Origin of the sequence: Mesorhizobium sp. M1B.F.Ca.ET.045.04.1.1, assembly GCF_003952465.1 — a bacterium.
GTDB classification, from domain to species: Bacteria; Pseudomonadota; Alphaproteobacteria; order Rhizobiales; family Rhizobiaceae; genus Mesorhizobium; species Mesorhizobium shonense.
In genome coordinates, this window is the sequence record NZ_CP034448.1 from 3870607 (window position 1) to 3895343 (window position 24737).

The 24737-nt window shown below is 63.4% G+C and carries 14 protein-coding genes; 10 read left to right on the plus strand and 4 right to left on the minus strand.

The window, feature by feature from the left end; genetic code table 11:
* Positions 1-225: 225 nt before the first annotated feature.
* The 6 genes from EJ071_RS18820 (at position 226) to EJ071_RS18845 (ending at position 14809) form a co-directional block, all read left to right on the plus strand.
* A complete protein-coding gene (locus tag EJ071_RS18820) occupies positions 226-2154 on the plus strand; it encodes an autotransporter assembly complex family protein (RefSeq protein WP_126099192.1) in 1929 nt (642 codons plus the stop codon).
* Positions 2155-2156: 2 nt separating this feature from the next.
* Positions 2157-8210 carry a translocation/assembly module TamB domain-containing protein gene (locus EJ071_RS18825; RefSeq protein ID WP_126099193.1) on the plus strand — a complete coding sequence of 2018 codons (6054 nt, stop codon included), beginning with the start codon at positions 2157-2159 and terminating at the stop codon, positions 8208-8210.
* Between the two features lie 276 nt (positions 8211-8486).
* On the plus strand, positions 8487-10139 hold the full coding sequence (locus EJ071_RS18830; RefSeq protein WP_126099194.1) for an ABC transporter substrate-binding protein: 1653 nt from the start codon (positions 8487-8489) through the stop codon (positions 10137-10139).
* 222 nt (positions 10140-10361) lie between these two features.
* Complete coding sequence (locus tag EJ071_RS18835) at positions 10362-11396, plus strand: ABC transporter permease (protein ID WP_126099195.1); 1035 nt, start codon at positions 10362-10364, stop codon at positions 11394-11396.
* A gap of 12 nt (positions 11397-11408) precedes the next feature.
* Complete coding sequence (locus EJ071_RS18840) at positions 11409-12566, plus strand: ABC transporter permease (RefSeq protein ID WP_126099196.1); 1158 nt, start codon at positions 11409-11411, stop codon at positions 12564-12566.
* A gap of 44 nt (positions 12567-12610) precedes the next feature.
* Entirely contained in the window at positions 12611-14809 is a 2199-nt protein-coding gene (locus EJ071_RS18845) for an ABC transporter ATP-binding protein (protein ID WP_126099197.1), read from the plus strand.
* 34 nt (positions 14810-14843) lie between these two features.
* Here the strand turns inward: EJ071_RS18845 and EJ071_RS18850 are convergent, their stop codons facing one another.
* Positions 14844-15434: a transglycosylase SLT domain-containing protein gene (locus EJ071_RS18850; RefSeq protein ID WP_126099198.1), complete on the minus strand. Its 591-nt coding sequence runs from the start codon at positions 15432-15434 to the stop codon at positions 14844-14846.
* A gap of 305 nt (positions 15435-15739) precedes the next feature.
* Between EJ071_RS18850 and EJ071_RS18855 the strand changes: the two genes are divergently transcribed.
* Positions 15740-17278: a trimethylamine methyltransferase family protein gene (locus EJ071_RS18855; RefSeq protein ID WP_126099199.1), complete on the plus strand. Its 1539-nt coding sequence runs from the start codon at positions 15740-15742 to the stop codon at positions 17276-17278.
* A gap of 281 nt (positions 17279-17559) precedes the next feature.
* On the plus strand, positions 17560-20001 hold the full coding sequence (locus EJ071_RS18860; RefSeq protein WP_126099200.1) for an FAD-dependent oxidoreductase: 2442 nt from the start codon (positions 17560-17562) through the stop codon (positions 19999-20001).
* A 6-nt stretch (positions 20002-20007) separates the two neighbouring features.
* On the opposite strand, the gene EJ071_RS18865 is transcribed toward EJ071_RS18860, so the two are convergent.
* Together EJ071_RS18865 and EJ071_RS18870 are read right to left on the minus strand one after the other, a co-directional pair.
* A protein-coding gene (locus EJ071_RS18865) for an IS630 family transposase (RefSeq protein ID WP_126097617.1) occupies positions 20008-20956 on the minus strand; the annotation gives its coding sequence in 2 pieces (ribosomal slippage) (positions 20008-20619 and positions 20621-20956; 948 coding nt in all).
* A 175-nt stretch (positions 20957-21131) separates the two neighbouring features.
* Entirely contained in the window at positions 21132-21530 is a 399-nt protein-coding gene (locus EJ071_RS18870) for a DoxX family protein (protein WP_126099201.1), read from the minus strand.
* A 203-nt stretch (positions 21531-21733) separates the two neighbouring features.
* On the opposite strand from EJ071_RS18870, the gene EJ071_RS18875 reads away from it, so the two are divergent.
* On the plus strand, positions 21734-22222 hold the full coding sequence (locus tag EJ071_RS18875; RefSeq protein WP_126099202.1) for a hypothetical protein: 489 nt from the start codon (positions 21734-21736) through the stop codon (positions 22220-22222).
* Between the two features lie 37 nt (positions 22223-22259).
* Here EJ071_RS18875 and EJ071_RS18880 read toward each other — a convergent pair whose 3' ends face one another.
* A complete protein-coding gene (locus tag EJ071_RS18880) occupies positions 22260-23033 on the minus strand; it encodes a VOC family protein (RefSeq protein ID WP_126099203.1) in 774 nt (257 codons plus the stop codon).
* Between the two features lie 338 nt (positions 23034-23371).
* Here EJ071_RS18880 and EJ071_RS18885 point away from each other — a divergent pair, with 338 nt between their 5' ends.
* Positions 23372-24736, plus strand: coding sequence for an NAD(P)-dependent oxidoreductase (locus EJ071_RS18885; protein ID WP_126099204.1), 1365 nt, complete (start codon positions 23372-23374; stop codon positions 24734-24736).
* The last annotated feature ends 1 nt before the right edge of the window (position 24737 follow it).

A 24737-nucleotide genomic window follows, 5' to 3' on the forward strand; every position in this document is an offset into this window, starting at 1 on the left:
TGTCAACGCCGGAACGCGACAGGTTTTTCAACCCGCCAACGGTTTCCTTGCCGGCCAAAGGCCGGTATTTCGACAGAACCTCTATGAGATGGATCACACATTCTTGCGAAGGTGCAAAAGGTGTGAATTCCAAGCCCGGTCTATTTCAGACAATTGGATTGTGGCCCCTTTACGAGCGTTTCAGAACTTCATTCCAATTTTAGTTTTGTCGACTAGGTTGTGTTAATGCCGGCGTATGAAACGCAGATGTCAGGAGGGATCGCGCCAGGGCGCGGGCTTCCGCGCGCCCTGCTTTTCGCGCTTGTCTGCTCTACCATGCTTGCCGGCGAAGCGCGTCCGGCGGCTGCCTTCGAGATTTTCGGCATCAAGCTTTGGGGTTCGTCCAAGGACGAGGATGCCGACATCGTCGATCCGCTGCGCTATTCCGTAACCATCGACGCGCCGGACGCCGACAAGGATCTGGTCGAGAGGCTGGAGAATGCCTCGGCGCTCAAAAGCGACGAGGAGCATCCGGTGTCGGGGTCGCTCGGCCTGATGGCCAAGGCGCGCAGCGACCGGGAACAGCTCGTTGCCGCCCTTTATGCCGACGCCCGCTACGAAGGCGTGGTGACCATCACCATCCAGGGCAAGTCTATCGACGAACTGCCGCCGGACGCCGAATTCAAGGGGCCGCAGCCCATCCCGGTGGTCGTCAGCATTGCCGCCGGGCCGAAATTCACGCTGGGAGACATCAGGCTGAAAGGCGACGCGGCCGGGCTGGCGAGCGCCGATTTCGGCCTGCTCGCCGGCGGCGATGCCGGGTCCGGCGCCGTTCTCAAGGCCGAAGCGGCGATCGTACGCGCGCTGAAGGAAGAGGGCAGGCCGCTCGCCAAGGTGACGGACCGCGAGATCGTCGCCGACCACGCCACCTCGACGCTCGACGTCACGCTGACGGTGGCGGCCGGCCCGGTCGCCGGCTATGGCGGCACCACCGTGGAGGGCACCGAGAAGGTCGATCGCGACTTCACCGAATACATGACCGGACTGAAGCGCGGCCAGCAATATTCGCCGCAAGAGATTGACGATGCCCGCGATCGGCTGCTCGGGCTCGAAGTCTTCAACAGCGTGACCATCAAGGAAGGCGACAGCCTCGACGCCCAGGGCAACATCCCGATCGACGTCCAGGTGAGCGAGCGCAAGCCGCGCTTTTTCGGCATCGGCGGCACGTTTTCGAACACGGAAGGGCTAGGGCTCGAAGGCTATTGGGGCCACCGCAACCTGTTCGGCCAGGCGGAGAAGCTGCGCATCGACGGTTCCATCAGCGGCATCGGCAGCAACAGCATTTCCGCGCTCAACTACAATGCCGGCATCATGTTCGAGAAGCCGGGCGTGCTCGGGCCGACATCGAAGTTCTTCACCGGCATCAAGACGGTGTTCGAGCACCCCGACGCCTACGACCATTTCTCGGTCAAGGGCAATATCGGCGTCTCCTACGATCTCGACAAGCAGCAGAGGGTTTCGGCCGAATTCGCCCTCGACTATTCGCGGATCACCGACACTTTCGGCAAGCACACCTATCTGATCGCCAGCGTGCCGCTGCAATATGTCTATGACAGCCGCGACAACAAGCTCAATCCGACCAGGGGTTTCCGGGCGCTCGCCTATGCCGAGCCGAGCTACGACATATTGAACGGCGCGACCTTCCTCAAGCTGAAGGGAGAAGGCTCCGCCTATCAGTCGCTGGACACGGCGAGCAAATTCGTGCTTGCCGAGCGCGCCGTGCTCGGTTCGATCGTCGGCACCGGCCTGCAGAACGTGCCCGCAGACCGGCGTTTCTATTCGGGCGGCGGCGGCTCGGTGCGCGGTTACGCCTATCAGGGCATCGGCCCGAAGGACATCGACGGCCAGCCGATCGGCGGCCTGTCCTTTTTCGAGACCTCGGTCGAGATGCGCATCGCCATCACAGACACGATCGGCGTCGTGCCCTTTGTCGATGCGGGCACGGTCTCGACGAAATCCTTCCCCGATTTCTCGGACGTCAAGGTCGGCGCCGGCGTCGGTTTGCGCTATCTTACGCCTTTCGGGCCGCTGCGCATCGATGCCGCCGTGCCGCTCAACCGCGATCCGAGCGATCCGCATTTCGGCATCTATGCCGGCATCGGTCAGGCGTTCTGACGATGAGGATCTTCTGGCGCATCCTTCGCATCTGCCTTTACGCGCTGCTCCTGCTGCTGGTGGTGGCGATCGGCGCGCTCGTCGTGCTCACCGGCACCGAAGGCGGCCGGCAAAATCTCGCTGGTCTGATTTCGAAGATGGCTTCGACCGAGGACCGCAAGATCACCGTCAGCGGCATCGAAGGCATCTGGTCCGGCGCCTTGCGGCTGGATCACGTCGTGCTGGAGGACCGCGCCGGGCCCTGGCTGGTGGCACGCAAGGTGGCGCTCGACTGGTCGCCGACGGCGCTCTTGTCGCGCAATTTCAACGCCGACCGCATCGCCGCCGAGCGCATCGAGCTGGCGCGATTGCCGCAAGCCAGCCAACAGCCGTCGCAAGGCGGATCGACCAGCCTGCCGGTCTCGATCGATGTCAGAAAGATCGAGTTGCCGGAGATCGCGCTCGGGCAGCAGCTTGCCGGCAGCGGCATTGCCGAGCTTGCCGCCAAGGGTTCGCTCAAGGCCGATCCATCGCCGCTGGCGATCGAGACGGTGCTCAACGTCGCCCGTCACGACGGCAGAGAGGGCAATGTCGACGCCAAGGTCCATTTCGCGCCGGCCGACAACAAGCTCGACCTCGATCTCAAGGCATCGGAGCCGGCGGGCGGCATCATCGCCAATTTGCTCAAGCTGCCGGATGCGCCGCCTGTAGACATCGTCGTCACCGGCACTGGGCCGCTCGCCAATTGGAGCGGCATCGGCACCTTCGTCGTCGACCGTCAGATCGTCACCCAGCTCATCGGGCGCCACCAGCTCAGCGACAAGGGCCACTATATCGAGGCCAAGGGCGACGGCGAATTCGAGCGCTTCCTGCCGGAAAAGTTCAAATCGCTCTTTGCCGGTAAGACGAACTTCGACGTCGCCGGGACGGCGACGACGGCAGGCGGGGTCGATATCGAGCGCGCCACCATAGAAAGCGACGCCGTGCATGGCACGGCCACGGGCAATGTCGACCCGAAAGGCGCCAGCGACCTTGCCGTCGAGCTCTCCGCCAAGGAAAAGCCCGTCACGATCGATGTCGGCACCAGCGCGGTGCCGATCCTGGTCGCGATCGAGAAGGCGACGGCGCGCGCCTTTGGCGACGGCAAGGCGCCGATGGTCGATATCGGTACCTCGCTGGCCTCGGTCGCCGTCGGCGGCACGCAGCTCAACACTGTGACGGGAGAAATCCATTCAGACGGCTTCGATGTCGAAAACCGCAGCGGCCCGGTCAGCGTCAAGCTCGCCGCCACCGGCCTGAAGACCGACGTGGCGACGCTGGCGCCGCTCGTCACGGGCAAGCTCGCGGCCGATCTTTCCGGCACGATCAGCCGCGATAACGTGGCCATCGACAAGGGTACGCTGCGCAGCGATGCGCTCAATGCCGCGCTGACGGCCGGCGTCTCGCTCGCCGATCTGTCGATGACGCTGAAGATGAATGCTGACGCCGTGTCGAAGGCGCTGCCGCCGCAGATCAGCTCGCTGCTCGGCGAACGGGTGAAATTCTCGGCCACCGCGACCCGCGACCCGGAAGGCGCGTTCGCGGCCAACGAGCTGGAACTCACCTCCGGCTCGCTGAGCGCAAGCGGCACGGCCAGCGCGCAGGGCTCGGACATCCAGGCCAACGTCAAGGGAACGCTGGGCGACGTCTCGGCGCTGTCTTCTCTGGCCGGCACACCGCTTGCCGGCGGGATCAATTTCGCGCTGAGCGCGAGCGGTCCGCGCTGGGCGCCGGACTTCTCGGTTTCGGCCGACAGCGCCAGCCTGACGGCGGCCGGCCGCACGGTGAAGGACATCAAGCTCTCGGCGAAGGGCAAGGCCGACGTCGCCAATCCTTCGGCCGATGTTTCGCTGACGGGCAGCGCCGAAGAGCAGCCGCTCGATATCAGGGCCTCGTTGGTGACCGCCGCCGGCAAGCGCTCGATCAGGGGGCTCAGCCTTGCGCTCGGCGACAACAAGGTTTCGGGCGATCTCGCGCTCGACGATCAGCTCCTGCCGCTCGGCACGCTGACGCTGGCAGTGCCGGACATCGCGCCACTTGCCGCGCTCGGCGGCCAGTCGGCGACCGGCGACATCAACGGCATCATCGCCTTCGCCAAGGACGGCGCGGTCCCGACCGTCACCATCAATGCGGCAAGCACCTCGATCGCGCGCGGCGAGCTGGCGGCAAAGACGATCACCGTCAACGCGCTGATCGCCAACTATCTCAAGGGCCCGGCAATCTCGGGCACGATCAAGGCCGACAGCGTGACCTCCGGCGCTACCGTGGTCAGCGGCATCGGCATCGATTTGAAGCGCGACGGCGACTGGACCAATTTTGCCGGCGGCGCGACGGTGTCCGGTATTCCGGCCAAGGCAACCGGGCGCGTGAAGATCGCCGACGGCAGGACAAGTGTCGAGATCGCATCGGGCGAGGCGACCGTGCGCGGCATCAAAGCGGCGATCGCCGAGCCGTCGAGCCTTGCGATCGCCAATGGCGTCACCAGCATCGAAAAGCTCGCGCTCAATCTCGGCGGCGGCTCGGCGACGATTTCCGGCAGCGCCGGCCAGACACTCGACCTGACCGCCAACCTTGCCAGCCTGCCGGCGGCACTTGCCAACGACTTCGTGCCTGGCCTCGATGCTGCCGGAACATTGAACGGCACGGCGCATGTCACGGGTGCGTCGACCAACCCTGAGGTCCAGTTCAGCGCGCAACTCGCCGGTGCTGAGACCAGCCAAACCCGCCAGGCCGGGCTTGGGCCGCTCGATCTAGACGCAACAGGCAGCTACAGCCTGGCGGGCGGCGTAGCCCTGGACCACGCAACGCTTTCGGGCGACAAGATTTCCGGCAACGCCGCCGGCACATTAAATCCGAACGGCGCCAGCGATTTTTCCCTCGACCTCACATCATCCGGACCCAGCCTGCCGCTGACGATCGGCAGCGCCGAGAGCCCGGTCAAGATCGCGGTCCAGTCCTTGTCGGCAAAGATGGAGGGCGAAAGCACCCAAGCCCGACTGGATGTTTCCGCGATCCTGCCTTCCGTTGCCGCCAGCCAGGTGAATGTGGACGGCCTTGCGTTGGCGCTGCATTCGGATGCGTTCGATCTCAAGGGGCGGGCAGGTCCGGTTTCCGGCACGGTGTCGGTGAACAGGGTCGGTCTCGACAATCCGATGATCGCGCCGCTGGTTGCCGGCAAGGTCACGGCCGAGGTCAACGGCCGTTTGACGACCGATGCCGTTGCCGTCGACAGCGGCGCGCTCAAGAGCGATGCGCTCAACAGCCAGATCGCCGGCCTGATATCGCTGCGCGACGGCGCCATCGACCTCAATATGAAAGCCAATGTTGCTTCTTCCGCCTTGCCGGCGGCGGTGCGCGGCATGCTGGGCGAGAGCGCGCAGTTGAGCGCCGCGCTGAAGCGTGATGCCAATGGCAACGTCCATGTCGACGGCTTGAAGCTCAACTCGGGCGCGCTGAGCGCCGACGGGCAGGCGAGCCTTGCCGACAGCAAGCTTGCCGCCGACATAAAGGGTGCCTTGAGCGACGTTTCGCTGCTGTCGAAAGACGCCAGGGGCGCCATCGCTTTTGCCCTGAACGCGCAAGGTCCGATCATGGGGCCCGATCTGTCGCTGACGGTCAACAGCGACCGGCTTTCGGTGGCGGCGCGCGAAATCACGGGACTTGAACTCATCGCGACCGGCAAGGCGGATGCCGCCAATCCGGCCGCCAATGTGCAATTGACCGGCAATGTCGCCGGGCAGCCGCTGCAGGGCAGCGCCGTGCTTGCCACCACCAACGGCAAGAGCGCGATCAACGGGCTTTTGCTGTCGTTGGGGTCGAACAAGATTTCCGGCGATCTTGCTCTCGACGAGGCCTTCGTGCCGGAGGGAACCGTGTCGCTCGACCTGCCCGACATCGGACCGCTGGCGGCGCTTGCGCTGGAAAAGGCGGAGGGCGATGTGCGCGGCACTATCGCTTTCTCGAAAGCGGCCGACGGGCCAAACGTCGTCGTCAAGGCAAGCACGGCGGCGATCAGGCGCGGAGATCTATCGGCCAAAAACGTCGCCATCGATGCACAGATCGCCAACTACCTTGCGGCCCCTGTCATCTCCGGCAAGGTGCGCGCCGGCAGCGTGATCTCGGGCGGCACCACCGTCACCGGCATCGATGTCGACCTGAAGCGTGACGGCGACTGGACCGGCTTTTCCGGCGGCGCCACCGTCAAGAACATTCCGGCCAGGGCGGCCGGCCGGGTGAAAGTGGCGAACGGCACGACGACCGTCGAGCTGGCTTCGGGCCAGGCGACGGTCCAGGGGATCAAGGCTGCGATCGCGCAGGCCTCGACCGTGACCATCGCCAACGGCGCGACCACGCTCGACCGGCTGGTGCTCAATCTCGGCGGCGGCACCGCCACGGTGACGGGCAAGGTCGCACAGGCGCTCGACATCAACGCCAACCTGGCCAGGGTGCCGGTCTCGCTCGCCAACAGTTTTTCGCCGGGTCTCGACGCGGCCGGCTCGATCTCGGGCACCGTCAAGGTGTCCGGCGCGCCGGCCACTCCGGCGGTCACCTTTAAGGTCGATGCTTCCGCCGTGCAGACCTCGCAGACGCGCGGCGCCGGGCTCGGCGGCATGAACGTGTCGTCGTCGGGCACATTTGCCGGCAACAAGCTCGCTTTCGACGCCAATATCAGCGACGGCGCCGGGCTTGGCCTGAAGGGCGGCGGCACGGTGACGACAGGAGGTGGGCCGATATTGGCGCTCGACTTCAACGGCAAGGTGCCTTTTTCCTTCCTTGCCGCCAAGCTAGCTGCTCAAGGCCTGGCGCTTAACGGCACCGCCAATGTCGACGTGCAGGTGCGCGGTCCCGCATCGTCGCCGGTGATCAGCGGCAAAGTCACGACATCCGGCGCACGCCTTATCGACGCGCGTTCCGGGCTTGCGGTCAACGACATCGCGGCCGACGTGTCTATCGGCAGCGGCGTTGCCAGGATCAACCGCTTGACCGGCACATTGTCGACGCGCGGCAGCCTTTCGGCCAGCGGCACGGTCGGCATCACCCCGGCGCAAGGCTTTCCGGCCGACCTGTCGATCAAACTCACCGACGGCCGCTACACGGATGGCAGGGTGGTGACCGCCAATCTCGGCGGCGATCTGACCATCAAAGGACCGCTCGTCTCGGCGCCGGTTATCGCGGGCACCATCAATCTGGCGAAGACGGTCATCACTGTGCCGGAAAAGCTGCCGGGCTCGCTCTCGGCGCTCGACGTCAAGCACAAGAATGCGCCGCGTGCGGTGCGGGCGCAGGACAGGGCGCTGAACCCGCCGACATCCAGCGGCAACAGCAACGGCGGCGGCGGTCTTGTCCTCGACGTGACGGTCAACGCGCCGAACCAGATCTTCATCCAGGGCAGGGGCCTTGATGCCGAACTGGGCGGCTCGCTCAAGCTGACCGGACCGGCGTCGTCGCCGCAGGCGGTCGGCACCTTCACCCTGCAACGCGGCCGGCTGACGATCCTTGCCAAGCGGCTGACCTTTACCGAGGGCACGGTCGGGTTCCAGGGTTCGCTGGTGCCTTACCTCAACATGACGGCGACCACGACGACCAGCAGCGCCACCGTCACGATTGTCGTTTCCGGCGAGGCGACCAATCCGAAGTTCACCTTCTCTTCCGTGCCGGCGTTGCCCGAGGACGAGGTGCTGGCGCAGCTGATCTTCGGCCGCTCGATGTCGAATCTGTCGCCGTTGCAAATCGCCCAGCTCGCCGATGCGGCCGCGCAATTGGCGGGGGTCGGCGGCTCGACCTCGCTGCTCGACAATCTGCGCAGCGCCATCGGCGTCGACGACCTCGACGTGACGACCGACGAAAAGGGCGGCACCGCCGTTTCGGCCGGCAAGTACCTCAACGACCGCACCTATGTGACGATCCAGAAGGGCGACAAGCCGGGCTCCGGCAAGGCGACGATCGACCTCAACGTCGGGCGCGGCGTGAAGCTGCGCGGCGAGGCCAACGATGCCGGCGAAGCCAAGGGCGGCGTCTTTTACGAGCGCGAATATTGACGACATGACGCTCGCCTGCGGCCGGCCCAAGAGGGCTTCCGCCGAGCGCATGAGGCGCTTATCCGCCTAAAATGTCTTGATTTAATCGCCCCGTCGATTTTTCGAGAAATGTGCGTGCACTAACAAATTTGCGTCAAGACTGTCGCTATCACGCCAACCGGTCTCATTCCAAAGTTGCACATTTCCCCAACATGTTCCCACTCCACACCGTCTTTTGACATCACGGTCTGGATGCGGAATGTTAAAAGGCAGAAAGCCAACAATGGGAGATAAGTCATGGCAATCTATAAGAGTAATGGCGATCGCGTTCCGGATCACATCCTGGCCCTGGCCGAAGAAGCCAAGGCAGGAAACGTCGATCGCCGCGAATTTTTGGCTTTGGCCAGCGTTTTCGGCGCGTCGACGGCGATGGCCTATGGGCTGATCGGTCTCGCCGATCCGACGCCGGCGCGGGCGGAAGATGTCCAGGGCAAGAAGGGCGGCACGCTGAAGGTCGCGCAGTGGATCAAGGATCCGAAGGACCCGCGCAAGGCCGACTGGTCGGAAATCGCCAATGCCGAGCGCCAGGCGCTCGAGCCGCTGGTCAAGTACACCACCGAATACACCTTCCGCCCCTATCTGCTGGAAAGCTGGGATGTGAACGACGACGCCACCGAATACACGCTGCATGTGCGCAAGGGCGTGACCTGGTCGAACGGCGATGCTTTCACCGCTGATGACGTCATCTTCAACCTGAAGCGCTGGGGCGACAAGAAGGCCGAGGGCAATTCGATGCCCGGCCGCCTCGGCACCCTGGTCAAGGACGACAAGCTCGACGAGAGCGCCGTGACCAAGGTCGACGACATGACTATCAAGCTGAAACTCGGCAAGCCAGACATCGCGCTGATCCCGAACATGTGCGACTATCCGGGCCTGATCGTCCACAAGAGCTTCGACGAGAAGGGCGGAGACTTCAAAGCCTGCCCGATCGGCACCGGTCCGTTCGAGCTCGTCTCCTACGATGTCGGCCAGAAAGTGGTCTACAAGCGCCGCGCCGACAACAAGTGGTGGGATGGCGAAGTCTTCCTCGACGGCATCGAATTCATCGACTACGGAACCGATCCGGGTGCCACGGTCAGCGCCTTCGAGGCGGGTGAAGTGCACACCAATTTCGAGACCTCGGCCGACTATGTGTCGATTCTCGACGGCATGGACTTGGTGAAGTCGGAAGTGGTGACGGCCTCGACGATCGTGTGCCGCACCAACGTCAACAACAAGCCCTACGACAACCAGAAGGTCCGCAACGCGCTGCAGCTTGCGGTCGACAACAACGTCGTTCTCCAGCTCGGCTACGGTAATGCTGGCACGGTCGCCGAAAATCACCACGTCTGCCAGATCCACCCGGAATACTACGAACTGGCGAAGGTCGCTCGCGACCCGGCCAAGGCAAAGGCGCTGCTGGCGGAAGCTGGCCAGGCCGACTTCGAGCATGAGCTGATCACGGTCGACGAGGACTGGCACAAGAACACCGGCGACGCGATTGCCGCGCAGATGCGCGACGCCGGCATCAAGGTGAAGCGCACGGTGCTGCCGGGCTCGACCTTCTGGAACGACTGGACCAAGTATCCGCTGTCGATGACCAACTGGAACATGCGGCCGCTGGGTGTACAGGTGCTGGCGATCGGCTATCGCACCGGCGAAGCCTGGAACGAGACGGCTTGGTCGAATCCCGATTGGGACGCCAAGCTCAATGCCGCGCTCGCCGTCGCCGACGCCGCCAAGCGCAAGGACATGATGAAGGACATCGAGCAGATCCTGCAGGATTCCGGTATCATCATCCAGCCTTACTGGCGCAAGCTCTACAGCCACTCGGTCAAGGCGGTGCAGAACTACAAGATGCATCCGACCTTCGAACGCGATTACGGCAAGGTCTGGCTCGACCAGGCGTGATCGGAGCCGATCGGGAAGGGGCCCTTGCCCCTTCCCCTCTCTACCCACACAATGCTGGAACCGGAAGCCGCCGCTCCAAGAGCGTGCGGGTCTTTCGCCAACGACATGTAACAAAACAGGGTTGATCGCATCCGAGGGTCCGTTGACAATCAGCTTGGCCGCTAACGGCCGGGTTGGTTTCCAGACAGGCTCCAACCCCCAACCAGACCGGCAGGGGCCGCCATGCTATCTTTCATCCTCAGACGCCTTGGCACGATGGCATTGACGATGCTGTGCCTGACATTGGTCGTTTTCTTCCTGATCAATCTCAATCCGAACCTGAAGAAGCTGGCAATCAGCCAGACCGAAATGCATACGTCGGCCGAGCAGCTGGAGGATTGGCTGGTCAACCATGGCTACCGGCAGAACTTCTTCGTTCGCTACGGGCAGTGGCTGGGCCTGCTGCCCAAGCAGCCGGCGACCGATCCGGCGACGGGCAAGCCGGCGCAGCGCTTCTCTTTCTGCAACGACCCGGTCGAGCCGAAATTCTCAGGTGTCCTGCAGGGTGATTTCGGCTGTTCGACTAAGTTCAAGACGACGGTCGCGGCCAAGCTGTTTCCGGCGCTCGGCGCTACCGGGCTGCTGATGTTCTGGGTGCTGGCGGTGATGGTGCCGATCTCGCTGCTTGTCGGGATACTCGCCGGCATGCGCGAGGGCTCGCGCACCGACCGCACGCTCTCGGTCGCCTCTATCGCCTCGACGGCGACGCCCGAATATGTGTCGGGCGTCATCTTCACCGTCATCTTCGCCTCGTGGCTCGGCTGGCTGAACGGCTCGGCGGCCTCGGCAAGCCAGGGCCTTACCTTCTACAATTTCACGCTTCCGGTGATGACGCTGGCGATTTACGGCACCGGCTACATTGCGCGCATGACGCGCGCCTCGATGGTCGAGGTGATGACGCAGCAATATATCCGCACCGCCCGGCTGAAGGGCCTCTCCTTCGGTAGCGTTGTGGTCAAGCATGCGCTTCGCAACGCGCTGATCGCGCCGTTCACCGTCATCATGCTGCAGTTCCCGTGGCTGCTTACCGGCGTCGTCATCGTCGAGGTGATGTTCCGCTACCAGGGCTTCGGTTATACGCTGGTCGAGGCCGCGGGCAACAACGACATCGACCTTCTGCTTGGCTGCTCGCTGGTCTCGGTGTTCATCGTGCTGATCACACAGCTCATCTCCGATGTCGGCTACGCGTTTCTCAATCCGCGTATCAGGGTTCAGTAGGGGGCAAGGCGGATGCAGATCGAATATATCAACGCCTTCGACGTTGTGGTTGGCGTAGTCTGGCGCTTCTGGCCGGTATGGGTCGCACTCATCCTGGTGATGGGCGTGAGCTTCGCCTACAAGAAGCGGCTCGGCCTCTACGGACAGCTTTTCGACAGCGGCGTCGGCATTGCCGGTGTCGGCATCTGCCTGTTCTGGCTGTTCACGGCAATCTTCGCTTCGACAATCTCGCCTTTCGATCCGCTGGCGCAGGTTTCGATCATGAAGGACTCACTGCCCGGCGCGATCGAACCGACCTCGAAGCTCATCTATTACTTCGGCGGCGACAAGCTTGCGCGCGACGTGTTCTCGCGCATGGTCTATGGCAGCCAGATCGTACTGATCATCGCGCCGGCCGCGACCGGCTTTGCCCTGATGGTCGGCATCACGCTTGGCCTGCCGGCAGGCTACTACGGCGGCAAGATTGACACTTTGCTTTCGTTCCTCGCCAATCTGGTGCTGGCCTTCCCCGTGATCCTGTTGTTCTACCTCCTGGTGACGCCAGGCATCATGGATACGCCGATCCCTTATGCGATGGCCGGGCTGTTCTTCCTGTTCCCGATCATCTTCTTCAGCGTGCTGTTCTGGACCCGCTTCAAGAACCGGCCGGACCGCCTCTACATCCTGCTCGGCGTGACGCTCGTCGTCGGCGGCTGGATCTATATCGGCCTAGTGTTCGATAGGGACCCGCTGCACATCGTGCACATCGATCCCAACCAGCTCAACATCTTCGTGGCTGTGGTGTTCGCTTCCAGCCCGGGCGTGTTCCGCATCGTGCGCGGGCTGACCATGGACATCAAGACGCGCGACTATGTGGCGGCGGCGCAGACGCGCGGTGAATCGCCCTGGTACATCATGCTGTGGGAAATCCTGCCCAATGCGCGCGGACCGCTGATCGTCGATGCCTGCCTGCGCATCGGCTACACGACCATCCTGCTCGGCACGCTCGGCTATTTCGGCCTCGGCCTGGCGCCCGAAAGCCCCGACTGGGGCACCGCGATCAAGGATGCCAGCCGCCTGCTGCGCTCCTTCATCCATCCGGCGCTGCCGCCGACGATCGCGCTGATGTCGTTCGTGCTGGGACTGAATCTTTTGGCGGATTCGCTGCGCGAACAGTCAATGAAGGATTGATGGCGGGGTCCCAGACCCTACTATAATAAGGATTGGAGCGACCCATGAACGAGGCAGTTCGAGATCCAGCTCAACCAATCATCGAGATCGAGAACCTCTCGATCTCCTTCTTCACCCGCAAGGGCGAGATCCCGGCGGTGATGGACTTTTCCTGCACGGTCATGCCCGGAGAGGCGATGGGCATCGTCGGTGAATCCGGCTGCGGCAAGTCCACCGTGTCGCTCGGCATCATGCGCGACCTCTCCAACATCGGAAAGATCGTCGGCGGGCGGATCAAGTTCCAGGGCAAGGACATGGGCGAGTTGTCCGAGGAGGAGCTTCGCGCCATCCGCGGCAACAAGATCGCCATGATCTACCAGGAGCCGATGGCGAGCCTCAATCCGGCGATGAAGATCGGCCAGCAATTGATGGAAGTGCCGCTGATCCACGACAAGGTCTCGAAGGACGAGGCTTACAAACGGGCGCTCGATATGGTGCGCGCGGTGAAGCTGCCCGATCCGGAGCGAATGATGCGCTCCTATCCGCACCAGCTTTCAGGCGGCCAGCAGCAGCGCATCGTCATTGCCATGGCGCTGCTGTCGAAGCCTGCGCTGCTCCTGCTCGACGAGCCGACGACGGCGCTCGACGTCACCGTCGAGGCCGGCATCGTCGAACTGGTCAAGGGGCTGGGCGAGAAGTTCGGCACCTCGATGATCTTCGTGTCGCACAATCTCGGCCTCATCCTCGAGACCTGCGACCGTATCACGGTGATGTATTCCGGCGAGGCGGTGGAGACCGGCAAGATCGAGGACGTCTTCGACCGGATGCGCCATCCCTATACGCAAGGGCTGTTCCGCTCGATCCCGCTGCCCGGCGCCGACAAGAATTCGCGGCCGCTGATCTCCATTCCGGGGCAATTGCCGTTGCCGCATGAACGGCCGAGGGGGTGCAATTTCGGACCGCGCTGCCACCATTTCGTCGAGGGCGTCTGCAACGCCGCCGAAATCCCGATGATCCCGGTCGACGGGCACGAGGGCCATTTCTCGCGCTGCGTGCGCTTCAACGAGATCGACTGGGAAGCGCTGCCGCCCGGCGCCAAGAAGGTCAACGAAAAGGTCGAGCCCGGCGCACCGGTGCTCAAGATCGACGATCTCAAGAAGTACTACAAGGTCGGCGGCAGCGAGGTGTTCGGCTCCAGCGAAGGCCGTGTCGTCAAGGCCAACGAGACGATCTCGTTCACCGCGCGTGAATCGGAAACGGTCGCGATCGTCGGCGAATCCGGCTGCGGGAAGTCGACGCTCGCCAAGGTGCTTCTGGGGCTCGAGACCGCAAGCTCCGGCACGGTGACGCTGGGCAACAAGGAGATCCAGTCGACCGGCATCGAGAGCCGCAATGTCGAGACCGTGTCTTCGATCCAGATGGTGTTCCAGAATCCATTCGACACGCTGAACCCCAGCCACACGGTCGGCTCGCAGATCATCCGCACGCTGGAGAAGTTCAATGTCGGCAAGACGGTCGCCGAGCGGCGCAAGCGCATGCTGGAACTGCTCGATCTGGTGAAGCTGCCGCGGGCCTTCGAAAGCCGCAAGCCGCGCCAGCTCTCCGGCGGCCAGAAGCAGCGCATCGGCGTGGCGCGCGCCTTTGCCGGCAATGCCAAGGTGGTTGTGGCCGACGAACCGGTCTCGGCGCTCGACGTCTCGGTGCAGGCGGCGGTGACCGAGCTCTTGATGGACATTCAGCGCAAGAACAAGACGACGATGCTGTTCATCAGCCACGACCTGTCCGTGGTGCGCTACATCGCCGACCGCGTCGTCGTCATGTATCTCGGCTATATCGTCGAGCAGGGCACGACGGACCAGATTTTCTCGCCGCCCTACCATCCCTATACGGAGGCGCTTCTGTCGGCGATCCCGATCGCCGACACCAGCGTGGTCAAGAAGCATGTCGTGCTCGAGGGCGACATCCCCTCGGCGATGAACCCGCCGACCGGTTGCCCCTTCCAGACGCGCTGCGGCTATAAAAAGCTGGTGCCGGACAATCTGTGCGAGACCAAGGTGCCGCCGCACAAGAATCTTGGCGACGGCCACATGAGCCTGTGCTGGCTGGCCGACGACGTGCTGGCGAAGATGGAACCGGTCATCAAGTTCGACAAGGAGCACGCCGCGCATGAGGGCGTGCCGGACGACGCGCCGCACAGCGAAGGGCCGGGCTTTGCCGGTATTCCGCCGAAGCGTCCGCGCGGCAAGAAGCCGAAGCCGAACTAAGAAGAGCGGCGCTAACGTCGCTTCCGCGCCGCCATTAGCTGCCGCACTGCCGCAGCTGCGCGGCATAGTCGCGGGCCATCTGGTCGGTGGCGCGCGCGTAGTTCTGCACGCCGGCGTCGCCGCGATTGCCGCGGCCGTAGGCGGTCCAGCCGAGATAATAGGCAAGATAGAGGTTGTAGGTGTCGTTGCGGGCGACGCCGAAGGTGTCGACGGTCTTGGAATGATACCAGCCGACGAAATCGACGGCGTCGGCAAAACGGCTGCGGCGCGCCGCCCAGTTGCCGGTCTCCATCTGATATTGCGACCAGGTGCCGTCGAGCGCCTGCGAGTAGCCGGCAGCGCTGGAGACATGCTTCCACGGAATGAAACCGAGCAGCTTGGTGCGCGGCGGTCGGGCATTGCTCTTGAAACCGGATTCCTTGCGCACCGTCGCCATCAGCACCGGAACGGGAATGCCGTATTTCTGCTCGGTGCGCTCGGCGGCCGACTGCCAGTTGTCGAACCAGCCGTCGTTCTGGTCGAAGACGGCGCAGACATTGTTGATATGGCTGGGCGCCGTCGCGCAGGCCGAAAGCGCCAGCAGCACAGAGACAGCGACAATTTTACTAAAACTCGACCTACGCATTGGGCAACGAATAGGCGGAAATCATAAAAGGAGTCTTTCGAGCTTCCTTAACGCCGGCTAAAGCGCGTCGCGTTGGACGGCGACGCGCTTCAAGTCTTTGTTTGATGCATGTCGTTGCCCCAGAACCGATGCACACTTCTGGGCGACATGCATTAGGCGCGCCCATCCTGGTCGTATCAATATTTCGACCAAATGCGTCGTGTTTCTTCTCATCGATTTGAAAGAATGCCGCCGTGGCTAAAATCGCGCCGGCAAATGACGAATTCCTGACAGCTATGCCGGCACGTTGACGCTCTGATGCGCGCATGACCGAACCGAGACGAAAACGCGGCGCCGAGCGGACCAGCAACCGGGGGCCTGCCGCCATTCCCCAATTGCCGCCGCGGCGCGTGGTCAATCCTTACCCGCCGATGGCGGTGCTTTCGGCCGACCAGATCGAGGCCATTCACCAGGCCTCGATGCATATCCTCGAAAATTTCGGCATAGAGGTGATGAGCAAGAGGGCGCTCGCCCTGTTCGAACGCGCCGGCGCCAGGGTCGATCACTCATCGATGAATGTGCGCGTCGACCGCGGCATGGTCGAGGAGGCGCTGAAGACGACGCGCTCTTCCTACACGCTGACCTCCCGCAATCCAGCCCGCGCCATCCATCTCGGCGGCAACACCATCAACTTCACGCTGGTCGCCGGGCCGCCCAATGTGCACGACATGGAACGCGGCCGCCGCGCCGGCAATCTCGCCGACTACTCGGACCTCGTGCGGCTGGCGCAGCATTTCAACTGTATCCACATGCTCGGCAACCAGGTCTGCGCGCCGATCGAGCTGCCGGCGAACTCGCGCCATCTCGACACCTATTTCGCCAATCTGACGCTGACCGACAAATGCTTCCATGTCTCGGCGATCGGCCGGGGCAGGGCGCTAGACGGCATCGAGATGATGGCGATCTCGCGCGGACTGACGCTGGAGCAGATGGCCGAGGATCCCGGCGTCACCACCATTATTTCCGTCAACTCGCCGCGCCGCTTCGACGAGATGATGGCCGAGGGGCTGATGACCATGGCCGAGTTCGGCCAGTCGGTGGCGGTGACGCCGTTCACGCTGATGGGGGCGATGAGTCCGGTGACGCTGGCCGGCGCGCTGGCGCAACAGAATGCCGAGGCGCTGTTGGGAATCGTGTTGACGCAGCTCGTGCGCCTTGGCGCGCCGGTGATGTATGGCGCCTTCACCTCCAATGTCGACATGAAGTCGGGCGCGCCGGCCTTCGGCACGCCTGAAAACACAAAGGCCAACATTGCCTCCGGCCAACTGGCGCGGCGCTACAATCTGCCCTACCGCACGACGCCGGGCTCTGCCTCCAATGCCGCCGACGCGCAAGGCGCCTATGAGACATTGATGGCGTTGTGGGGCGCGGTGCTCGGCCACGGCAACCTCGTCTATCATGCCGCCGGCTGGCAGGAGGGTGGGCTGACGGCGTCGTTCGAGAAGCTCATCATCGACGTCGAGATGATGCAGCACATGATGGAATTCCTGCGGCCGATCGTGGTCGATGAAGGCGAATTGGCCGTGGAGGCGCTGGGCGCCGTGCCGACCGGCGGCCACTTCTTCGGCGAGCCGCACACGCTGGAGCGCTACGCCACCGCCTTCTATCAGCCGATGCTCTCCAACTGGCAGAATTACGAGGCCTGGCAGGAAGCCGGCGCGCTTGACACCACGGCACGTGCGACGCGGCTCTGGAAGAAGGCTCTGGAGGAATACGTTCAGCCGGCCATGGATCCCGCCGTGCGCGAGGCGCTCGAGGCCTATATCGCGCGCCGCAAGGAAGCGATCGGGCAGGGCGAGCCGTGACTTTAGCGTCGGCGCGAGGCACCCCCCTCTGTCCTGCCCGTCCTCCGCAGCAGCTGCGCTGCAGCTGTGGAGGGTGGACCGGACATCTCCCCCTCAAGGGGGGAGATTGGCTGTCACATTCTCCTTCGCCAATCACCGACGTTGAAGAAGGGGCGGCGGCGTTGAGGCTGCCGATCTCCCCCTTGAGGGGGAGATGTCCGGCAGGACAGAGGGGGGTGGCTTGGCGCTGCCCTTTCGATTCACTTTGTTATCCAACTCACTGAAATAACGAGAAAAAAGCCATGAAGTCGCATGCAAAGGTCGTGGTCATCGGCGGCGGTGTCGTCGGATGCTCGGTGCTGTTCCATCTCGCCCGCCACGGCTGGTCCGACGTCGTGCTTCTGGAGCGCGATGAGCTGACCTCCGGCTCGACCTGGCATGCGGCGGGCGGCATGCACACCATCAACGGCGACCCCAATGTCGCCAAGCTGCAGAAATACACGATCTCGCTCTACAAGGAGATCGAGGAGCTTTCCGGCCAGGCGACAGGCGTCCATCTCACCGGCGGCGTGCTTTTGGCGGCGACCGAGGCGCGGCTCGACTGGCTGCGCGGCGTGGTCTCCAAGGGCCGCTATCTCGGCATCAATCTCGAGGTGATCTCGGCGAAGGAAGCAGCCGAACTGATGCCGCTCATCGATCCGAAGCAATTCGTCGGCGCGGTGCGCAACAAGGAGGACGGCCACCTCGACCCGTCGGGCGTGACGCATGCCTATGCCAAGGCCGCGCGGAAACTGGGCGCTGAAGTCGAGCGCTTCACCAAGGTCGAGGACATCGTGCGCCGACCCGACGGCCTGTGGCGCGTCATCACCAACAAGGGCGAGGTGGTGGCCGAACATGTGGTCAATGCCGGCGGCTTGTGGGCGCGCGAGGTCGGCCGCATGGTCGGGCTGGAGCTGCCTGTGCTCGCGATGGAGCACATGTACCTGATCACCGAGGACATGCCGGAGGTTGCCGACTGGAACAAGAAGACCGGCACCGAGATCATCCACGCCGTCGATTTCGACGGCGAGCTCTACCTCCGCCAGGAGCGCGGCGGCATGCTGATGGGCACCTATGAGAAGGCCAACAAGGTCTGGTCCGAATTCCAGACGCCGTGGAACTTCGGCCATGAGCTGCTGGAGCCGGACATCGACCGCATCGCGCCGTCGCTGGAGGTCGGCTTCCGCCATTTCCCGGCCTTCCAGAAGACCGGCATCAAGCAGATCATCAACGGTCCCTTCACCTTCGCGCCGGACGGCAATCCGCTGGTCGGTCCGGTGCGCGGCCTGCCGGGCTTCTGGGTCGCCTGCGGCGTCATGGCGGGCTTTTCGCAAGGCGGCGGCGTTGGCCTTGCGCTCTCCAACTGGATGATCGAGGGCGACCCGGGCGCCGATATCTGGGCGATGGACGTGGCACGCTACGGCGACTGGGCGACGATGGCCTACACCAACGCCAAGGTGCGCGAGAATTATTCGCGCCGCTTCTCGATCCGCTTCCCGAATGAGGAACTGCCCGCGGGACGTCCGCTGAAGACAACGCCGGTCTACGACACGCTGTCGGCCAAAGGGGCGCAATGGGGCGTGGCCTATGGGCTGGAAGTGCCGCTGTGGTACGCGCCGGAGGGCGTCAAGGACGAGTTCTCGTGGCGGCGTTCGAGCGACTTCGACCATGTCGCCAAGGAGGTCGCTGCCGTTCGTGGCGGCGTCGGCCTGTCGGAGATTTCGAGCTTCGCCAAATACAAGGTCGCGGGCGAGGGCGCCGCTGCCTGGCTCGACCGTATGCTGGCCTGCAAGCTACCCAAGCCCGGCCGCATGACGCTGGCGCCGATGCTGAAGGAAGACGGCAAGCTGATCGGCGATTTCACGCTTGCCAATGTCGGCGCCCCCGGTGCCAGGGATAGCGAATGGTTCATCGCCGGCTCAGGCGTCGCCGAGCAGTACCACATGCGCTGGTTCGAAGCGCATGAGCCCAAGGACGGCTCGGTCCGCATCGAAGCGCTGGGGCAGAAGCTTACGGGTCTCGCCATCGCGGGGCCGAAGGCGAGAGAGGTGCTGGCTAAAGTCACCCGCGCCGATACCTCCAACACAGCCTTCCCCTTCATGGCGGTGGCCAGGATGGATATCGGCATGGCGCCTTGTCTCGTCGGCCGCGTCAGCTACACCGGCGACCTCGGTTACGAGATCTGGGTGGCGCCGGAATATCAGCGCGCCGCGTTCCAGGCGCTGCTGACCGCTGGCCAGGAATTCGGCATAGGCCTGTTCGGCTCGCGCGCGCTCAATGCGCTCAGGCTCGAAAAGAATTACGGCTCATGGGCACGCGAATACCGGCCGATCTATGGGCCGCTGGAGGCGGGGCTCGACCGTTTCGTCGCCTATGGCAAGGAGGCCGATTTCATCGGCAGGGAAGCAGCGGTCGCCGAGCGCAAGCAGGGCGGCAAGCTCAGGCTGCGCGCCTTCATAGTCGAGGCCGATGATGCCGATGTCATCGGCGACGAGGCGATCTGGCATGACGGCGTTGTGCGCGGCTGGGTCACCTCGGGCGGCTACGCGCATCATTCGAAGAAATCGGTGGCGATGGGTTATGTGCCGAAGGAGATCGCCGACGAGCCGGACGGCTTCGAGATCGAGATCCTCGGCAAGCGTCATGCGGCGCGCATTCAGGCGGCGCCGCTGTTCGACGCCAATTTCGAGCGGATGCGCGCCTAGGGTCTTTCACGTTTTGACGGAAGCATAGCCTGCGTTTGCGAAGTAGTTCTTGCATTCGGCTGGCTCGATGGTTTCGACGAGGTGACCGATGTGACGCCAGGTGTCCTCGACGGTACGTTTCTGAGCTTGGCGCATCCAGTGTTTGATTTTGGCGAAGGCCTGCTCGATCGGATTAAGGTCCGGCGAGTAGGGCGGCAGGTACCAAAGCCTGGCACCGGCGGCCTTGATCATCTGCCTGATGGCGGCCGACTTATGACTTCCCAGATTGTCCATGATGACGATATCGCCGGGCTTAAGGACAGTGATGAGCTGTTGCTCGACATAAGCGCGGAAGCATTGACCGTTGATCGGTCCGTCGAAGACACAAGGTGCCGCGAGCCGATCCCAGCGCAGCGCGCCCAGGAAAGTCAGCGTGCGCCAGTGGCCGTGCGGAGCCAAGCCGCGCAGCCGCTTGCCCTTCGGCCCCCAGCCACGCAGCGGAGCCATGTTGGTCTTGATCCAGGTCTCATCGATGAAAACCAGGCACTGCGGATCGAGGCCGGCCTGCCAGGATCGCCATCGCTGGCGCCTTCGGGCAATATCGGCGCGTGCCTGCTCAAGAGCGAACAACGTTTTTTTTGAAGCTCAGCCCCTCGCGGCGCAGGAATTGCCACACTGCGTTATGCGAAACCTTGACCCCGCGAGCGGCCAACTCATCCTTCAGACCGTGCAGCGTCAGATGCGGCGTCTCACGTAGACGGGCCGCGATGAAGGCACGGTGCGGCTCCAACACCCTCTTGCGATGTCCACCCATCTTGCCTGGAGCAACCGAACCAGTCGCCCGATGGCGCTGCAACAACTTCACCGCCGCCGAAACCGAAATGCCAAACCGTTTGGCCGCCGACCGGCGGCTCTCACCACGCAAAACCGCCGCCACAACCCGTTCGCGAAGATCATTCGAAAGAGGTCGCGTCATCAGATGCTGGCCTCCATTCCAGCCAGCATCTTGAATCACAAATCCGACAAATCGGGAATCCCTTCCGATTCCGTCAAATCTTGAACCGCTCTAGAGCAATTCCAGGAAAAGTGTGAAACGGTTTTCCGTCCGGAATTGCGTCAAACAAAAAGCCTCCAGGCCCGCATCCCAGCTGTCAGGCGTTTGCGCTGTCGCGATTGTCCAGCGCGAAAGCGCCGGGCCCGGCAAAGATCAGATAGAGGAAGATGAAGCAGAAGGAGATTGCCGAGTCGCCGCCATTGTTGACGGGGAAGAAGTCGCGCGGCGCATGCGCCATGAAGTAAGCGATCGCCATTTCGCCGCAGAGCAGGAACGCCACGGGGCGGGTCAAGAGCCCCAGCGCCAGCAGGATGCCGCCGATGAATTCCAGGAGCGCGGCCGTGAGAGGCAGTCCGCTCAAGGGGCCGGCATGCTCGCCAACCGGAAAGTTGAACAGTTTCTGCGTGCCGTGCTCGATGAACTGCAGCGCCGTCATGATGCGGAGCACGCCCAGCGCCTGCGGCCGGTATTGGGCAAGGCTTTCGAAAAGCTTCATATAAAACTCCATTTTAGCCCGCCCGGATCGGCCATAGATTATCGCCCGGCGGTGGACCATTCACTTCCTGAGGCCTGCTATCAACAATCGATGATTGGAAACGGTTCCGTGGATGACCTGCAAATTTTCTCTCCATGGTTGCATAAATATCGCTATGGTTGTATCTAAGCGTCGACGTTCCAAGCCGAATAGGTCCGCGCATCATGAAAACTTTCGTCATCAGCCTCTTCGCAATCCTTGCAGGCACCTGCTCCGCCATGGCCGCCGGCGCCGGCTGTGATGCCTTCAAATGGCCGGTCACACGCGAGCAGGCGCTGTTTCCGGCGGCGCCCGCCGCGCAATCCGGCGCTGACCTGACAGTCGGGCAAGCGATGGATTTCGCACTCGTGGCTGTCGACACGATCAGCTTTGAAGTCCCGCCGGAACGTGCACCGGCAGCCGGCACGTTCGGCGCGACGGCAAACGTGACCGTACCACCTGAAGGCGAGCTCCAGTTCAGCCTGTCTGATGAAGCCTGGATCGATGTCGTGCAGGACGGCCATGCCATAAAGTCGACGGGTTTCAGCGGCGTGAAAACCTGCCCTGGAATTCGCAAGAACGTGCGCTTCAAGCTGTCCGCCGGTCCGGCTACCGTTCAGCTCAGCGGCGCGAAGAAAGAGACCCTCAAGGTCGCGGTGCTGGCGCCGGAGTGATCCGGCGCCAGTCGATGAGGCAATACTTCAAAACCGACTATCTAACCGGGGCCAGCAGCGCGAAATGCGCGCCTTGCGGATCCTGGCATTGGACCACCCATTGCGCGCTCGGCACTTCCATCGGGCCCATCAGGATCTTGCCGCCATTGTCGGTGACGCGTTTGGCAGCGGCGTCGATGGCATCGACGTTGAAATAGAACAGCCAGGCCGGCACCGGAATCTGGGGCGGCTTGTTCATCATGCCGCCGCCGGATTCAGGGCCGGCGCCGAAGGTCTTGTAAATGCCCATCTCGCCCATGTCGAACTCGCCGGCGCTCTCCCAGCCGAACTGGCTCGAATAGAAGTCGAAGGCGGCCTTCCAATCCGAGGTGTAGAGCTCGTGCCAGCCGACATGGCCGGGCGTGGTGGCCGGCACCGGCGGCTGCTCGGGCTGGTTGGGCTGCAGGAACATGAAGGTCGCGCCCTGCGGGTCGGCGACGACGGCGAAGCGGCCGACGCCAGGGATGTCGTCCGGCGCGCGGTGGACGGAGCCGCCTGCCTGCTCAAGCGCCTTCGTCGAGGCGTCGACCTCCTTGGTGTAGATATAGCCGAGCCAAGCCGGCGGCATGCCCATCTTGGCGGCATCTTCCGGTATCGTCATCAGCCCGCCGACGCCGCGCACGCTGGAATTCATCACGATGTAGCGGGGCATGCCCGGCGCCTTGTCGAAGGGCTCGGCCCTCCAACCGACGACGGCGGTGTAAAAAGCCTCGGCGGCATCGAGGTCGGTGGTCATCAGTTCGTACCAGAAGAAAGGTTGGGAATTCGGCATGGTCGGTCTCCTCACCGGTTCAGGGCAGCGATCGCGGTTCGATCCATCCTAGGACGATCTTGGCGACAGAAATCCGACATGGGCCGCAAATCGACGGCGGCAAGGCACTTTCGTCCGCATTCCTGCGCGCTTTGTCGTTTTCGACTTCCTTGCCGTCGACGAGGGGTTGTCGATCCATGCGCCGGATATCGCTCACGCCGGATCTTACCAATATAACATGACTGCAATTATCATGTTTTATCCAGCCATTACAGTGGCTTGGCCGAAAATTGACCAATTGATAAAAAAATAAAACGTGCTAGCCTTCCCCAAAACAAAGCAAAACAAGGGGAATTGGAATGGCGACTGGTCATTTCATCGAAGGCATTGCCGGCGGCCGGCTGTCGGCCGAGCAATATGCCGACAATTTTTCCGACCTGCACCCACCGCTCGATCATCACGAGGCGCTGGTCGAGGCCGACCGCTGCTATTTCTGCTACGACGCTCCGTGCATGAATGCATGCCCGACCTCGATCGACATCCCGATGTTCATCCGGCAGATCGCGACCGGCAATCCGCTGGGCTCGGCCAAGACCATTTTCGACCAGAACATACTCGGCGGCATGTGCGCCCGCGTCTGCCCGACCGAGACGCTCTGCGAAGAGGTCTGCGTGCGCGAAGTGGCGGAGGGCAAGCCGGTGCAGATAGGCCGGCTGCAGCGCTACGCGACCGATGTCGCGATGGACGAAAACAAACAGTTTTATCAGCGCGCCGAAGCGACCGGAAAGACGGTCGCCGTGGTCGGCGCCGGGCCGTCAGGTCTCGCGGCCGCGCATCGTCTGGCTCGCCATGGCCACGACGTCACCATTCTCGAGGCCCGCCCGAAGGCCGGCGGCCTCAACGAATACGGCATCGCCGCCTATAAGAGCGTCGACGATTTCGCCCAGGCAGAGGTCGACTATGTGACATCGATCGGCGGCATCGACATCCAGAACGGCAAGGCGCTCGGCCGAGACTTCCAGCTATCCGACCTGATCCGCAACTACGATGCAGTCTTCCTCGGTCTCGGCCTTGGCGGCGTCAATGCGCTCCGCGCCGACGGCGAGGATGCGGACGGTGTCGCCAACGCCGTCGAGTTCATCGCCGAGCTCAGGCAGGCAAGCGACCTTTCCGGCCTGCCGGTCGGCCGGCGCGTCGTCGTCATCGGCGGCGGCATGACGGCGATCGACGCCGCCGTGCAGTCGAAGCTGCTCGGCGCTGAAGAGGTGACGGTCTGCTACCGCCGAGGCCAGGAGCACATGAACGCCTCCGGCTTCGAGCAGGATCTCGCCGCGGCCAACGGCGTCACCATCCGCCATTGGCTGCAGCCGAAGCGCGTCATTGCCGAGAACGGCAAGGTGTCGGCCATCGAGCTCGAATACACCGCAATGAATGGCGACAAGCTCGCCGGCACCGGTGAACGGCTTACGCTCGTCGCCGACCAGGTGTTCAAGGCGATCGGCCAGAGCTTCGTGCCGGCTCATCTCAACGGCAGTGGCGAACGAATCGAACTCGAAGGCGGCCGCATCAAGGTCGATGCTGAAGGCCGCACCTCGCTGGCGAAGGTCTGGGCGGGCGGCGACTGCATCTTCGGCGGCGACGACCTGACGGTCTCGGCCGTGGCTCAAGGGCGCGACGCCGCCGAGAGCATCCACCGGGCACTGACCTCTAACGGGAGGGCATGAG

Bases quoted from the DNA above. Each gene is read 5' to 3' on its own strand.
- EJ071_RS18835 (WP_126099195.1), top strand. From the start codon at position 10,362: ATGCTATCTTTCATCCTCAGACGCCTTGGCACGATGGCATTGACGATG.
- EJ071_RS18875 (WP_126099202.1), top strand. From the start codon at position 21,734: ATGAAAACTTTCGTCATCAGCCTCTTCGCAATCCTTGCAGGCACCTGC.
- EJ071_RS18840 (WP_126099196.1), top strand. From the start codon at position 11,409: ATGCAGATCGAATATATCAACGCCTTCGACGTTGTGGTTGGCGTAGTC.
- EJ071_RS18825 (WP_126099193.1), top strand. From the start codon at position 2,157: ATGAGGATCTTCTGGCGCATCCTTCGCATCTGCCTTTACGCGCTGCTC.
- EJ071_RS18850 (WP_126099198.1), bottom strand. From the start codon at position 15,434: ATGCGTAGGTCGAGTTTTAGTAAAATTGTCGCTGTCTCTGTGCTGCTG.
- EJ071_RS18860 (WP_126099200.1), top strand. From the start codon at position 17,560: ATGAAGTCGCATGCAAAGGTCGTGGTCATCGGCGGCGGTGTCGTCGGA.
- EJ071_RS18885 (WP_126099204.1), top strand. From the start codon at position 23,372: ATGGCGACTGGTCATTTCATCGAAGGCATTGCCGGCGGCCGGCTGTCG.
- EJ071_RS18845 (WP_126099197.1), top strand. From the start codon at position 12,611: ATGAACGAGGCAGTTCGAGATCCAGCTCAACCAATCATCGAGATCGAG.
- EJ071_RS18830 (WP_126099194.1), top strand. From the start codon at position 8,487: ATGGCAATCTATAAGAGTAATGGCGATCGCGTTCCGGATCACATCCTG.
- EJ071_RS18880 (WP_126099203.1), bottom strand. From the start codon at position 23,033: ATGCCGAATTCCCAACCTTTCTTCTGGTACGAACTGATGACCACCGAC.
- EJ071_RS18855 (WP_126099199.1), top strand. From the start codon at position 15,740: ATGACCGAACCGAGACGAAAACGCGGCGCCGAGCGGACCAGCAACCGG.
- EJ071_RS18820 (WP_126099192.1), top strand. From the start codon at position 226: ATGCCGGCGTATGAAACGCAGATGTCAGGAGGGATCGCGCCAGGGCGC.
- EJ071_RS18870 (WP_126099201.1), bottom strand. From the start codon at position 21,530: ATGAAGCTTTTCGAAAGCCTTGCCCAATACCGGCCGCAGGCGCTGGGC.